At 75.4% G+C, this 12,702-nt stretch carries 11 protein-coding genes; 6 read left to right on the top strand and 5 right to left on the bottom strand.

Annotation, left to right across the window (positions count from 1 at the left end):
• Window positions 1-73: 73 nt before the first annotated feature.
• The gene (locus tag ACFYYR_RS19460) at window positions 74-1,111 is read left to right on the top strand and encodes an NUDIX domain-containing protein (protein ID WP_388854562.1); all 1,038 of its coding nucleotides are present in this window, start codon (window positions 74-76) and stop codon (window positions 1,109-1,111) included.
• A gap of 195 nt (window positions 1,112-1,306) precedes the next feature.
• On the opposite strand, the gene ACFYYR_RS19455 is transcribed toward ACFYYR_RS19460, so the two are convergent.
• Complete coding sequence (locus tag ACFYYR_RS19455; RefSeq protein WP_388854559.1) at window positions 1,307-2,680, bottom strand: dipeptidase; 1,374 nt, start codon at window positions 2,678-2,680, stop codon at window positions 1,307-1,309.
• Window positions 2,681-2,867: 187 nt separating this feature from the next.
• Between ACFYYR_RS19455 and ACFYYR_RS19450 the strand changes: the two genes are divergently transcribed.
• The 3 genes from ACFYYR_RS19450 to ACFYYR_RS19440 all read left to right on the top strand — a co-directional run bounded on the left by ACFYYR_RS19450 (window position 2,868) and on the right by ACFYYR_RS19440 (window position 6,349).
• Window positions 2,868-4,097, top strand: coding sequence for a geranylgeranyl reductase family protein (locus ACFYYR_RS19450; protein WP_388854556.1), 1,230 nt, complete (start codon window positions 2,868-2,870; stop codon window positions 4,095-4,097).
• A 311-nt stretch (window positions 4,098-4,408) separates the two neighbouring features.
• Window positions 4,409-5,683: a sensor histidine kinase gene (locus ACFYYR_RS19445; protein WP_388854553.1), complete on the top strand. Its 1,275-nt coding sequence runs from the start codon at window positions 4,409-4,411 to the stop codon at window positions 5,681-5,683.
• Window positions 5,684-6,349, top strand: a complete 666-nt coding sequence (locus tag ACFYYR_RS19440) for a response regulator (RefSeq protein ID WP_388854550.1) — start codon at window positions 5,684-5,686, stop codon at window positions 6,347-6,349.
• On the opposite strand, the gene ACFYYR_RS19435 is transcribed toward ACFYYR_RS19440, so the two are convergent.
• The 3 genes from ACFYYR_RS19435 to ACFYYR_RS19425 all read right to left on the bottom strand — a co-directional run bounded on the left by ACFYYR_RS19435 (window position 6,310) and on the right by ACFYYR_RS19425 (window position 9,446).
• Entirely contained in the window at window positions 6,310-6,588 is a 279-nt protein-coding gene (locus ACFYYR_RS19435) for a DUF6332 family protein (RefSeq protein ID WP_388854547.1), read from the bottom strand. The two genes, ACFYYR_RS19440 and ACFYYR_RS19435, sit on opposite strands and share 40 nt — an antisense overlap.
• Before the next feature lie 218 nt (window positions 6,589-6,806).
• Window positions 6,807-7,925, bottom strand: a complete 1,119-nt coding sequence (locus tag ACFYYR_RS19430; RefSeq protein WP_388854544.1) for a DUF5937 family protein — start codon at window positions 7,923-7,925, stop codon at window positions 6,807-6,809.
• Between the two features lie 282 nt (window positions 7,926-8,207).
• Window positions 8,208-9,446: an MFS transporter gene (locus ACFYYR_RS19425; protein WP_388854541.1), complete on the bottom strand. Its 1,239-nt coding sequence runs from the start codon at window positions 9,444-9,446 to the stop codon at window positions 8,208-8,210.
• A gap of 23 nt (window positions 9,447-9,469) precedes the next feature.
• On the opposite strand from ACFYYR_RS19425, the gene ACFYYR_RS19420 reads away from it, so the two are divergent.
• Window positions 9,470-10,690, top strand: a complete 1,221-nt coding sequence (locus ACFYYR_RS19420; protein ID WP_388855409.1) for an ROK family protein — start codon at window positions 9,470-9,472, stop codon at window positions 10,688-10,690.
• A 169-nt stretch (window positions 10,691-10,859) separates the two neighbouring features.
• Here ACFYYR_RS19420 and ACFYYR_RS19415 read toward each other — a convergent pair whose 3' ends face one another.
• Entirely contained in the window at window positions 10,860-11,840 is a 981-nt protein-coding gene (locus tag ACFYYR_RS19415) for a phosphotriesterase (protein WP_388854538.1), read from the bottom strand.
• Between the two features lie 231 nt (window positions 11,841-12,071).
• Here ACFYYR_RS19415 and ACFYYR_RS19410 point away from each other — a divergent pair, with 231 nt between their 5' ends.
• Window positions 12,072-12,377 (top strand): SHOCT domain-containing protein, encoded by a 306-nt coding sequence (locus tag ACFYYR_RS19410; RefSeq protein ID WP_388854535.1) that lies wholly within the window; start codon window positions 12,072-12,074, stop codon window positions 12,375-12,377.
• The last annotated feature ends 325 nt before the right edge of the window (window positions 12,378-12,702 follow it).

Raw genomic sequence — 12,702 nt, 5'->3', positions numbered from 1 at the left:
CACCTTGCCGCTCGGCGTTTCCGTGGCAAGGTGTAGCGGGCAATCCACTGAGGGCTATGGCATAGGGGGAAATGTGATCGTCTGGATCAATGGTGCGTTCAGTGCGGGGAAGACCAGTGCGGCTCGTGAACTGACCGACTTGATCCCGGGCAGCACCTTCTACGACCCCGAGGTGATCGGCGGCGCACTGGCGTATCTGCTGCCGCAGAAGCGGCTCAACGAGGTGACCGACTACCAGGACCTGGCGATCTGGCGGCGCCTGGTCGTCGACGCGGCCGCCGCCGTGCTGGCGGAGGTGGGCGGAGTGCTGGTGGTCCCCATGACGGTGCTCCGCCAGGACTACCGCGACGAGATCTTCGGCGCGCTCGCCGCACGCCGCATCCCGGTACGGCATGTGGTGCTCACGCCTGACGAAACGATCCTGCGCGAACGGATATCGAGCCGCGAGGAGTTCGCCGACGACCCCGCGCGCAGCGCCGCCGTACGGCAGTGGTCGCTCGACTCCCTGGTCCGGTACCGGGAGGCGCTGCCCTGGCTCACCGCCGACGCCTACGCCGTCGACAGCGGCGCGCTCACCCCGCGCGAGACCGCGGAGCGGATCGCCGAGGCGATACGCACCGGCGCCGCGGGGGCGTGCGAGATCGTGCAGACCCCCGAGCCCACCGCCCCGACGCTGGCCGCCGGGGTCCTGCTCTTCGACGAGCAGGACCGGGTGCTGCTGGTGGATCCCACGTACAAGCCCGGATGGGAGTTCCCCGGTGGCGTCGTCGAGCCCGGTGAGGCCCCCGCCCGGGCCGCGATGCGCGAGGTCGCCGAGGAGACCGGCATCGAACTCGACCGCGTCCCCGGGCTGCTCCTGGTCGACTGGGAACCGCCCAGGCCCCCCGCCTTCGGCGGGCTGCGGCTCCTCTTCGACGGCGGGCGTCTGGGTCCCGGCTCCGCCGACCGGGTGCTGCTGCCGGGCGCGGAACTGCGCGGCTGGCGCTTCGTCAGCGAGGAGGAGGCCGCCGAACTGCTGCCGGAGGAGCGGTTCCAACGGCTGCGCTGGGCACTGCGTGCCCGCGAACGGTCCACCGTGCTCAACCTGGAGGCGGGTGTGCCCGTCGGCTGAGTCCCCGTCGGCCGGGCTTCTGCCGGCGGGTGCCCGTCGGTCCCGCACGGCCGGCCCGCTCACCTCCGGACGGGAGGCTCCGGGGCCGTTCGGTGCGGCCGGTGCGCGGACGGCCCCGGCACCGGGCGGCCTCGCCCGCCTGCACCGGTCGGGTCCCGGGCCGCATCCGCACCGCAGCCCCGGGACCCGGACGCGTCACCCCCGGGCGGACGCCGCGTAGTCGGTGAGGAACAGCGCCTCCGCGAGGGAGAGCCGCTCGAGCTCCTCCGGGGACACGCTCTCGTTCACCGCGTGGATCTGGGCCTCCGGCTCGCTCAGGCCGATCAGCAGGATCTCCGCCTCCGGGTAGAGCGTGGCCAGGGTGTTGCAGAGCGGGATGGAACCTCCCTGGCCGGCGGTCTGCATCTCCTCGCCGGGGTAGGCGGCCCGCATCGCCGCCGCCATCGCCTCGTACGCCGGGCTGGTGGTGTCGGCACGGAACGGCTGCCCCTGGCCGACCTGTTCCACCGTGACCCGGGCGCCCCACGGCGCCTTGGACTCCAGGTGCGCGGTGAGCAGCTTCGTCGCCGCGGCCGCGTCGGTGCCCGGCGGCACCCGCAGGCTCACCAGGGCGCGGGCGCCCGCCTGGACCGACGGGGTGGCGCCGACGACCGGCGGGCAGTCGATGCCGAGGACGGTCGCCGCGGGGCGGGCCCAGATGCGGTCGGCGACGGTGCCGGAGCCGATGAGCTCCACCCCGTCGAGCACCTTGGCGTCCTTGCGGAACGCCTCCTCCGGGTACTGCAGGCCCTCCCAGTGCGCGTCGTGCGCCAGCCCGTCGACCACCGTGGTGCCGTCCTCGGCGCGCAGCGAGTCCAGCACCCGGATGAGCGCGGCCAGCGCGTCGGGCGCGGCGCCGCCGAACTGCCCCGAGTGCAGGTTGCCTTCGAGCGTGTCGACCTGCACCCGGACCAGGGTCATCCCGCGCAGCGTGGCGGTGACGGTCGGCAGCCCGACCCGGAAGTTGCCGGCGTCCCCGATGACGACCGCGTCCGCGGCGAGGAGCTCGGGGTGCGCCTCCGCGTAGCGCTCCAGACCGCCCGTGCCCTGCTCCTCCGAGCCCTCGGCGATGACCTTCACGTTCACCGGGACGCCGCCGTGCGCCTTGAGCGCCCGCAGCGCCGTGAGGTGCATGATCAGGCCGCCCTTGCAGTCGGCGGCGCCGCGCCCGTACCAGCGTCCGTCGCGCTCGGTCAGTTCGAACGGCGGGGAGAGCCAGGCGGATTCGTCGAGCGGCGGCTGCACGTCGTAGTGCGCGTAGAGCAGAACCGTCGGGGCGCCCTCGGGGCCGGGCAGGAAGCCGTACACCGACTGGGTGCCGTCCGGGGTGTCCAGCAGGGCGACGTCCTGGAAGTCCTCGGCGCGGAGCGCCTCGGCGACCCAGGCGGCCGCCGCTTCGCACTCACTCCGGGGGAACTGGTCGGGATCGGCGACCGACTGGAAGGCGACCAGCTCGGCCAGTTCCGTCCGGGCGCGGGGCAGCAGCGAGGCGACGGTCTCGGCGAGTGGGGTGACCGCGGTCTGCTCCATGGGGCGGCGCTCCTCGTGGGTGCGAAGGCGGAGGTACGTTCAGGGGTGAGCCGTACGTACCGTGCATACGCTGCCGATCCTCCCACAGTGAGCCGTGGTGACCATGAGCCGTAGGATGCGAACGGTAGCCGGAGCCACCTCTGGGCTTCGGTCGGGGGACCCAGGCCGAGCGGGAGCAGAAGCACAGGTGAGCAGCGAGAACGCGGAACAGGGCACCGAGCCGGAGTGGGACGTCGTGGTCGTGGGGGCCGGCCCCGCGGGTGCGTCGGCGGCGTACGCCGCGGCCGCCGCCGGGCGGCGGGTCCTGCTGCTGGAGAAGGCGGAACTGCCCCGGTACAAGACGTGCGGCGGAGGCATCATCGGCCCGTCGCGGGACGCCCTGCCGCCGGGCTTCGAACTCCCGCTGCGCGACCGGGTGCACGCGGTGACGTTCTCCCTGAACGGACGGCTGGCCCGTACCCGCCGCTCCCGCCGGATGCTCTTCGGGCTGATCAACCGCCCGGAGTTCGACCAGCAGTTGGTGGCGGCGGCGCAGAAGGCCGGCGCCACGCTGCGGACCGGCGTCACCGTGACGCGGGTGGAGCAGCACGGCCCGGCGGTGCCCGACCGGCGCACCGTCGCGGTGGTGCTGGCCGGCGGGGAGACCGTGCTGGCCCGTGCGGTCGTCGGCGCGGACGGCAGCGCCAGCCGGATAGGAGCGCATGTCGGGGTGAAGCTGGACCAGGTGGACCTGGGCCTGGAGGCGGAGATCCCCGTCCCGGAGTCCGTGCAGGAGGACTGGGCGGGGCGGGTGCTCATCGACTGGGGCCCGATGCCCGGCAGTTACGGCTGGGTCTTCCCCAAGGGCGACACCCTCACCGTCGGGGTGATCTCGGCCCGCGGCGAGGGCGCCGGGACCAAGCGCTATCTGGAGGACTTCATCGGACGGCTCGGACTGGCCGGTTTCGAGCCGAGCATCTCCTCGGGACACCTCACCCGCTGCCGGGCGGACGACTCGCCGCTCTCCCGCGGCCGCGTGCTGGTGTGCGGGGACGCGGCGGGGCTGCTCGAGCCCTGGACGCGCGAGGGCATCTCCTTCGCGCTGCGCTCGGGACGGCTCGCGGGGGAGTGGGCGGTGCGGATCGCGGAGGCGCACGACGCGGTGGACGCCCGCCGTCAGGCCCTCAACTACGCCTTCGCCATCAAGGCCGGCCTGGGCGTCGAGATGGGCGTGGGGCGCCGGATGCTCGCCGTCTTCGAGCGGCGCCCGGGGCTGCTGCACGCGGCGATCACAGGTTTCCGGCCGGCCTGGAACGCCTTCGCGAAGATCACCCGCGGTACCACCACGCTGGCCGAGATCGTCCGGACCCGTCCGATGGCCCGGCGGGCGCTGACGGCCATGGACCGGGACCATGCGGAGCTCAGCCCGCCCGAGTGATCGGAGCACCGGCCCGGCCGGGACGGCACGCCGCCCTCGCCGGGTCCGTACCCGCGGGCCTGTACCTCCGGGCCCGTACTTCCCGGGGCCCGTGCCTGCGGGCCCGCTGCCGTGGGGCTCCCCGCCCCGCCGCAGGGGGAGACGGGCGCCCCGCCACCCCACCGGCTCCGCCACCTCACCGTCCCGCCACCTCATGCCCCGGCCGGCACCGATGGCGCTCAGCGGCCGACGGGGCTACTCCGCCGGGAGCAGGCGCGACCACGCCGCCGGGCCGACGTTCTGCGGAGCCCGGCCGGTCTAGCGTGGCCGGTATGAGCGAGGGACGGGTGCGGAGCGCGGAGGACCGGGACACGGGCCGAGGGGCGCGTGCCCGGTGGCGGTGGCCGGCACCGCCCGGCGCCCGCCCGGCCCTGATCCCGCTCCTGGCCGTCTCCGTCGCGGTGGCGGCGGCCCAGCTGGCCGGCTCCCGCTTCGCCATGGAGAAGCAGCCGGAGCGGGAAGGCCTCGCCGCGTTCGGCTATGTGCTGCTGCTCCTCGGGCCCGCCCTGCTGGTGCTGCGCCACCGGTACCCGCGGTGCGTGGTCTTCGGCACCGCCGCCGTCACGCTGCTCTACCTCGGCGCCGGTTACCCGTACAGCCCGGTCTTCATCAGCGTCGTCGTCGCCTGCTTCACGGCGGTCGTCGCCGGTCACCGGTGGGCCGCCTGGTCGGCCCTGGGGCTGCTCTGGGCGGGGCACCTGGTCATCGGTCACTGGCTCCACCCCTGGCTGCCGCCCTCGAACGACGGCGCCGCGCCCTGGAGCCAGGAACTGGTCGTCGCCGCCTGGGTGGCGGCGGTCGTCGCCGGTTCGGAGCTGGCCCGGCTGCGCAGGGAGCGGCTCGCCCGGGAGCGCGCGGAACGGGAGCAGGCCGAGCGGCGCCGGGCCAACGAGGAGCGCCTGCGGATCGCGCGCGAACTGCACGACGTCCTGGCCCACAGCATTTCGCTGATCAACGTGCAGGCCGGGGTCGGACTGGCGCTGCTCGACCAGCGGCCGGAGCAGGCCCGGACCGCGCTGGTCACCATCAAGGAGGCCAGCAAGGAGGCGCTCGGCGAGGTCCGGCAGGTCCTCGACACCCTGCGCACCCCCGGCGACGCGCCGCGTTCGCCCGCCCCCGGACTGGACCGGCTGGCCGAGCTGACGCAGCAGGCGTCCGGTGCGGGCCTGACGGTCGACGTCCGCACCGAGGGGACGCCGGTCGCCCTGCCGCCCGGTGCCGACCTGGCGGCCTTCCGCATCGTCCAGGAGGCGCTGACCAACGTCGTCCGGCACTCCGGTTCGCGCACCGCCGCCGTTCTGCTGCGCTATGCGCCGCAGCAGCTGGAGATCCGGGTCGACGACGACGGCCCCGCGACCGCGGGGCGAGCGGGGAGCGGCGGCGGGAACGGTCTCGTCGGCATGCGCGAGCGGGCCGTAGCCCTGGGTGGCGGCGTCGAGACGGGGCCCCGGCCCGACGGCGGCTTCCGTGTCCTCGCCCGCATTCCGCTCGGAGCGGCGGCTACGGTGAGCCGGGACCGGCCCCCCGCCGCCGAGGAGGAGACCTAAGTGATCCGCGTACTGCTCGCCGATGACCAGCTGCTCGTCCGGGCCGGGTTCCGTGCCCTGCTCGACGCGCAGCCCGACATCGAGGTCACCGGCGAGGCCGCGGACGGCGCCCAGGCCCTGGCGCTGGTCCGGCAACTCCGCCCGGACATCGTGCTGATGGACATCCGCATGCCGGAGCTGGACGGTCTGGCCGCCACCCGCAGGATCAGCGAGGACCCGGAGCTGGCGGCCGTGAAGGTGGTCATGCTCACCACGTTCGAGCTGGACGAGTACGTCTTCGAGGCCATCCGCTCCGGCGCTTCCGGCTTCCTCGTCAAGGACACCGAACCGGACGAACTGCTGCGCGCGGTACGGGCGGTGGTGCACGGCGACGCCCTGCTCTCCCCGGGGGTGACGCGACGGCTGATCGCGGAGTTCGCCGCCCGTTCGAAGGAACCCGCGGCCGCCGAGGGGCTGGCCGCGCTCACCGAGCGGGAGCGGGAGGTGATGGCCCTGGTCGGCATCGGCCTGTCCAACGAGGAGATCGCCCGCCGCCTGGTCGTCAGCCCGCTGACCGCCAAGACCCATGTGAGCCGGACGATGGTGAAGCTGGGCGCCCGCGACCGCGCCCAACTGGTCGTCCTCGCCTACGAGTCGGGGCTGGTCCGGCCCGGCTGGCTGGGCTGACGGGCGGCCCGCCGGACGCCGCGCAGAACGCGCACCACCCGCCACAGGAAGCCCGCGGCGGCGGCGACCGAGCCGGCCGTCAGCACCTGCCGCTCCTCGGCCCGGGACAGGTCGCTCAGCAGCGCGGGGCTCGCGACCGCGAGGAACACCACGGCGGCGACCCCCGCACCCGTGACGAAGGCGAAGACCAACTCGACGGTCAGGGCGTCGCGGTCGAGCGGCGTGCGCGCGGGCGGCATGCGGGCAGTGTGCCACTCGGCGGGGCTCGGGGCATCGTCCTGTCCGGATCCCGGCGGTGCGTCCTCGACCCGACGGGCACGCGTGCGGCGGCGTCCGGGGCCCGGTCCCGGCGAGCGCTCCGGGCCGGGAGGCCGGGCCCGGTGCGGCCGCCGGCCGACGTATGGTGCCGCCCTCCTGGCGGTTCCGTGGCCTGCGGGTGTGAGGCCCGCCCCCGGCGTCAGCGCAGGACACCTTCCAGGAACTCGCTGCCCAGCCGCGCGACCGCCGTCAGATCGAGTTCGTGGAGCAGATAGCGGCCGTGACGACGGGTGGTGGTCAGCCCGGCCTTCCGCAGGACCGTGATGTGCCGTGACACCTCGGGCGGGGTGATGCCGTGCGCGGCGGCCAGCTCGCCGGTGGTGACGGCGGACCGGGCCAGATGGCGGCACATCCGGATCCGCAGGGGGTGGGAGAGGGCCTCCATCCGCAGCTGCAGCAGGTCCAGCGAGCCGGGGCCCGGCACGTCGGGCGCGGCGGCCGGGTAGTGGACCACGGGGCGCCAGCCCGGCGCGTGGAGAACCCAGAGATGCGGCCGGCCCACGGAGGACGGCACGAAGGTGACGCCCGGGCCGGCCGCCGGGTCACGGGCGTCCGCATGGCCGCTGCTGAGTTTGTCGACGACGATCCGGGTGCCGCTGTCGTCCAGCGCGAGGGCGGGTGACACCTCGGCCAGGGCCCGGGCCAGGCCCTTGCGGCGCAGTACCTCCGTCTTGTGCCGGGCGTCGGCGGCGAGCCGGGCGCGCACCCGCTGCCAGAGGTCGTCGAAGAAGGCCTCCGCGCAGTCCTCGAACAGCCGGCGGAGCCAGACCCGGACCGCCGGCGGGTCCGCCAGGAGACGCCGGGCGAACTCGGCCTGCCGGGCGCCGCGCGCGGTGGCGTGCGCCAGGGCCTGCGCGCGGACCCCGGCGTTGACGTGTCGGGACGGGCCGTCCGGCTCGTAGTCGCTGTGGCAGGAGATGTCCAGGGCCGCGTCGACGAAGCGGTCGTCGTCCAGCCGGTCCAGCAGGTCCAGATCCTCGGCGAGGGTGGCGCCCGGGCGGCCCCGGGTGTCCGGCAGTGCGGCGAAGGGCAGATCGATGTCGCTGTGCGCGGAGCGCCACAGGAAGTCCGCCTCGCACAGCCGGTCCGCGAGGTCCGGCCGGAGGGCGGCGTTCGTCGCGGTGGTCCAGCCCTCCAGCCCGGGGTGGTGCCGTGGTTCGGCCAGGGCGTGCAGTGCGGCGCACAGTTCGGCAAGGGGCGACGGACTGAACACCAGGTGCTCGGGCGGGAGTCCCGCAATGTCGATGGTCACGCTCATGCGCCCCATGCTGCCTGCCCGGGCGCCGGCCGGCGCCATCGATGTGCCCCCTGCTCGTCCGCCGGCCCTCGCGGGCGGGCGCCCGGGGAGCCGTTGCTGCGGCCCGGCCCGGGTGCCGTCACGGCGGCGGCCCGGGCCGACGATGTCCGCGCGGGTCCGGTGGGGTCCGCGCGCGGGGGAGGTCATCGCCGGGACGTGCCGGACGGCGCAGCGAGGTGCGGCGGAGCCACGACCGCCGTCCCGGCCGCGGGCACCCGGCCCCGGACGCACGGGCCGTCCGGGTCACCCCGGGCGTGCCCCCGCCGTGTCCCGGACGGTCCAGGCGACCAGTGCCGCCACGGCAGCGAGCACCGCGACCGTGGTCAGGGCGACGGGCAGGGACGAACGGTCCGCGAGCAGCCCGATGGCGGGCGGGCCCAGCAGTATTCCGCCGTACCCGAGGGTGGAGGCCGTGGCGACACCGCTCGGCCCGGCCAGCTCCCCGGCCCGCCCGATGGCGACGGGGAAGATGTTGGCCAGCCCCAGACCGGTGACCGTGAAGCCGGCGAGGGCGACGGGCAGGCTCGGCGCGAGGGCGCCGAGGAGCATGCCGGCCGCGGCGGTGGTCCCGCCGGCGACCAGCGCCCGGGTCTGCCCGAGGCGTTCGAGCAGCGCCGTCCCGGTGAGCCGGCCCACGGTCATGGCGAGGGCGAAGACGGAGTAGCCCGCGGCGGCGAGCCCGGCGGGCGCGCCGAGATCCTCTTCGAGGTGGAGCGCGCTCCAGTCGGCGAGCGCCCCTTCGCCGTACGCCGTGCACAGCGCGATCAGCCCGAGGAGCACCACCGGCCGGCGGTGCCGCCCCGCGGACCGGGCCGTGGCGCTGTCCCCGTCGGTCCGGCGCGGCCCGCGTTCCCCGGAATCCGGCGACGGTGTCGTGAACAGGACCCGGCCCGCGACAGCGGTGATCAGGAGCCCGCAGGCAGCCAGCAGCAAAAGGTGCCGGGTGACGCTCAACTGCCCGGCCAGCAGCCCGCCCAGCCCCGCGCCGAGCATGCCGCCGAGGCTGAACGCGGCGTGGAAACTCGGCATGACGGGCCGGCGCAGCGCGGCGACCAGGTCGACGGCGGCGCTGTTCATGGCCACGTTGATCGCGCCGTACGCGGTGCCGAAGACGAGGAGCACCAGGCCGAGGGCCAGGGGCGAACCGGCCAGCGGAGGCAGCGCGATGCCCACCGAGAACAGCAGCCCGGTCACCACGGTGACGGGGTGGCTGCCGAACCGGGTGCACAGCCGTCCGGTGACCGTCATGGTGGCGACGGCTCCGGCCGACACGCCCAGCAGGGCGAGCCCGAGCTCGCCCGTGGAGGCACCGGTCTGCTGCTTGATGGCGGGGATCCGGACCACCCAGCCGGCGAAGAGCAGGCCGTCGAGGGCGAAGAAGGCGGTGAGGGCGATGCGGAGGCGTCGGAGGGCGGGATCCGCGGTGTTGTTTCCGCGCCGTCCGCCCGAAAGGGCCGTCCGTGTTTTGTTTAAGTTCGGCACAAAGTCAGAATAGAGGGGTGACCCTGACTCGGACAACACGCCTGGAGAGAGGCCGCAGTGCCCTCGGACCGGCCCTGGAGCTCGTACACACCGGCCGTGCGCCCACCCGCGCCGTCCTGACCTCGGAACTCGGCGTCACCCGCGCGACCGCGGGCGCCGTCGCGGCCGAACTGGAGGCGCTCGGCCTGATCCAGGTCGACTCCCGCCCGACCGCCGCGGCCGGCTCGCAGGGCCGTCCGTCCCACCGGCTCGCGGTCGACCCCGCCGGGCCCGTGGTGCTCGCCGCCCAGGTGCACGCCGACGGCTTCCGCGCCGCGCTCGTCGGCCTCGGCGGCCGGATCGTCGCCACCGCGCCCGGCTGCATGACCGTCCCCGCCGACCCGGCACACGTGCTGGCCGCCGTGGTCGACGCCGGGGCGGAGCTGCTGCGGGAGACCGGCCGCCGCTGCCTCGGGGCGGGGCTGGCGGTGCCGTCCGCCGTCGCGGAGCCCGAGGGAACCGCCCTCAACCCGCTCCACGTCGCCTGGCCGGCCGGGGCGCCGGTCCGGGACATCTTCGCCGAGCGGGTGCGGGGCGCCGGCATCCTCGCGAAGGCCGGCTCCGGCGCCACCGTCCTCGCGGGCAACGACGTCAACCTCGCCGCCCTCGCCGAACACCGGCACGGAGCGGGCCGCGGCGCCCGGGACCTGCTGTGCGTGGCCACCGGTCACCGGGGCGTCGGCGGGGCGCTGGTCCTCGACGGGCGGCTGCACAGCGGCAGTTCGGGCCTCGCCCTGGAGGTCGGCCATCTGACCGTCAACCCGGAGGGCAGGCCCTGTCACTGCGGAAGCCGCGGCTGCCTCGACGTCGAGGCCGATCCGCTCGCCTTCCTCATGGCGGCCGGACGCGACCCGGGGCCCGAGGTGTCGCTGCTCCAGCAGGCCCGGGACCTGCTCCGCGACGAGCGCGAGTCGCCGTCCGTGCGCACGGCCGTCCAGGTGCTCATCGACCGCCTCGGCCTGGGCCTCGCGGGGCTGGTGAACATCCTCAACCCGGACCGCGTCATCCTCGGCGGCCTCCACCGCGAGCTGCTGGCGGCCGACCCCGAGCGGCTGCGCGCCGTGGTGGCAGAGCGCAGCCTGTGGGGGCAGAGCGGCAGCGTCCCGCTCCTCGCCTGCTCGCTCGACCACAACAGCCTGGTCGGTGCGGCCGAACTGGCCTGGCAGCCGGTGCTGGACGATCCGCTGTCGGTGCTGCCCCAGTAGCGTTCGGTCGCCCCATGCGAGCGCCGGCCGGGTGTGCTGTCCGTCCGGGAGCGCGGTCCGGCTGTGCCGTCCGGAACGGCGCACCCCTGGAGCGCCCTCCCGGCACCGTTGCCGCTCCGGCGTCCGGGGTGCGGTCATCTGGCCCGTTCCTGCCTTCGCCCGGAACGGGCTACGCCCGGTGCCCGTCCCCGCGCCAGTGGGCGGCGAAGGCGCGGGCCGGGTTGCCGACGAACAGCAGCTCGGCCACCTCCCGGCCCAGCCGCCGCTCCACCGCGGGGCGGAGCCCGCTCAGCAGGTACGGCATCCCGGGCCCCTCCCCGGTGGCGGCGCGGGCGTTCGCGGTCACCGTGTCACCGCCCAGCAGCAGCCGGTCGGCGTGTCCCGCCTCCACCAGCGCGGTCAGCATCTCGAACAGCCGCCAGTCGGTGGCGTGATGGGCCCGTGACGGGCCGTCGAACACCAGATGGGCCCCCGCCCGGGCGGCCTCCCGGTGAACCCACGGGTCGGGCGACCGGTTCAGGTGGCCGAGCAGCACCCGGGCGGGCGGCATATCGAGCCGCCCGCAGAGCAGCTCCAGGACGGCCGGCGCTCCGGTCCCGGCCTCCAGGTGGACCGCGACCGGTGCCCCCGTCGCGTGGTGCGCCTCCGCGGCGGCACGCAGCACCCTCCGGGCGTGCGCGTCGAGCCCGTGGAAGCCCCCGGCGACCTTGATCAGGCCCGCTCGCGCCGGCAGCGGATTCCCCTCCGGAGTGTCGTCGGGCGCCATCCCCACGGTCAGTTCGCGGACGAACAGCTCGGCCGGGGAGTCCAGGCTGCGCAGCAACTCCGGGGTGTAGTGCGCCGCTTGGTGCAGCCCGGTGGCGGCGACCACCCGCACCCCGGTGGCCCGGGACAGTCCGGCGAGCAGCCCGGCCCGCCGGCCCAGCGCGAACGGGGTCCACTGCACCACGGACCGCCCGCCCAGCGCGGCGAAGGAGCGCAGCTCGGCCGCCGCCGCGTCCGCGTCGTCCAGCTCCTGACCGGGCAGCAGCGGCGAGCGGAGGAAGAGGTGGTCGTGCGCGTCGCAGACGCCCAGCTCGGCGGGCGGCAGGTCCCCCAGGACGGTGCGGACGGCGAGTGTGCCCGGGGCCGGAGCGGTGATGTTCGGCATGCACGGCAGTGTACGTACTAGTAGGTACAGAGCGAGTGCCGGCCTGGTCCGGGGCGTCGCCGCAGGCCGCGGGGCACGCCGTACTCCGGAGGGCGCCCCCGGCCGCCCCGGTGCACCCCGCACTACTCCCGTGGCAGCAGGCCACGAGCCGACCGGTGCACGACGACGCGGCCCCCCTCCCGCGGCGAGTCTCGACGTATCGAGAACACCGCACCGAGGAGCTGAGCCACCATGAACACGCTTGCCGACATCGCCTACGACGGCGGCGGCCCCGGCCCGTGGATCCTGTTCTTCCCGCTCGTCTGGGCGGCCGTCGTGGCCGGAGCCGTCGTCCTGCTGCGCCGCACCGTCCTGCGCGGCCGCCGCTCGGGCCGCGGATACGGGCCGTGGCAGCCGCGGCCCCCGTACGACGAGAACTCGCCGCTGCACCTGCTCGGACGGCGGTTCGCGGCGGGGGAGATCGACGAGGACGAGTACTGGCGCCGACTCTCCGTCCTGGACGAGGAGTTCGGCCGCCGCAGGGGCGGAACGGGGTGACCGCCCCGGCCGCTGTGCCCCCCGGCGCCCGGTCGTGCTGGGGACGGGAACGCGGACACCGTGACCCGGCCACGGCATGCGGGCGCCGGTGGTCGCGTGGCCGCCCCGGTGCGCGAGAGCGGTGCCGGGGCCGACGGCCGGATCGGTCACGGGCCGGCACCCGCGCGCGCCGGGATGCGCGCCCCGTCCTGCGGCGGGCCGTCGTCACCGGGGCGCGCGGGCGCCGCCCACCCCGTTATGTTCTTCGTGGTCCTGCAAGAGGGCCGCTGGCCTCCGGGCCCGGTATGACTGTTGCCCCCTGTCGAAGGGATGACCTGGGGGGTGG

It is taken from the genome of Streptomyces sp. NPDC001922, assembly GCF_042891165.1.
Classification (GTDB): domain Bacteria; phylum Actinomycetota; class Actinomycetes; order Streptomycetales; family Streptomycetaceae; genus Streptomyces.
Note: the sequence above shows the minus strand (reverse complement) of the source record. Positions and strands in the feature narration are given on the sequence as shown.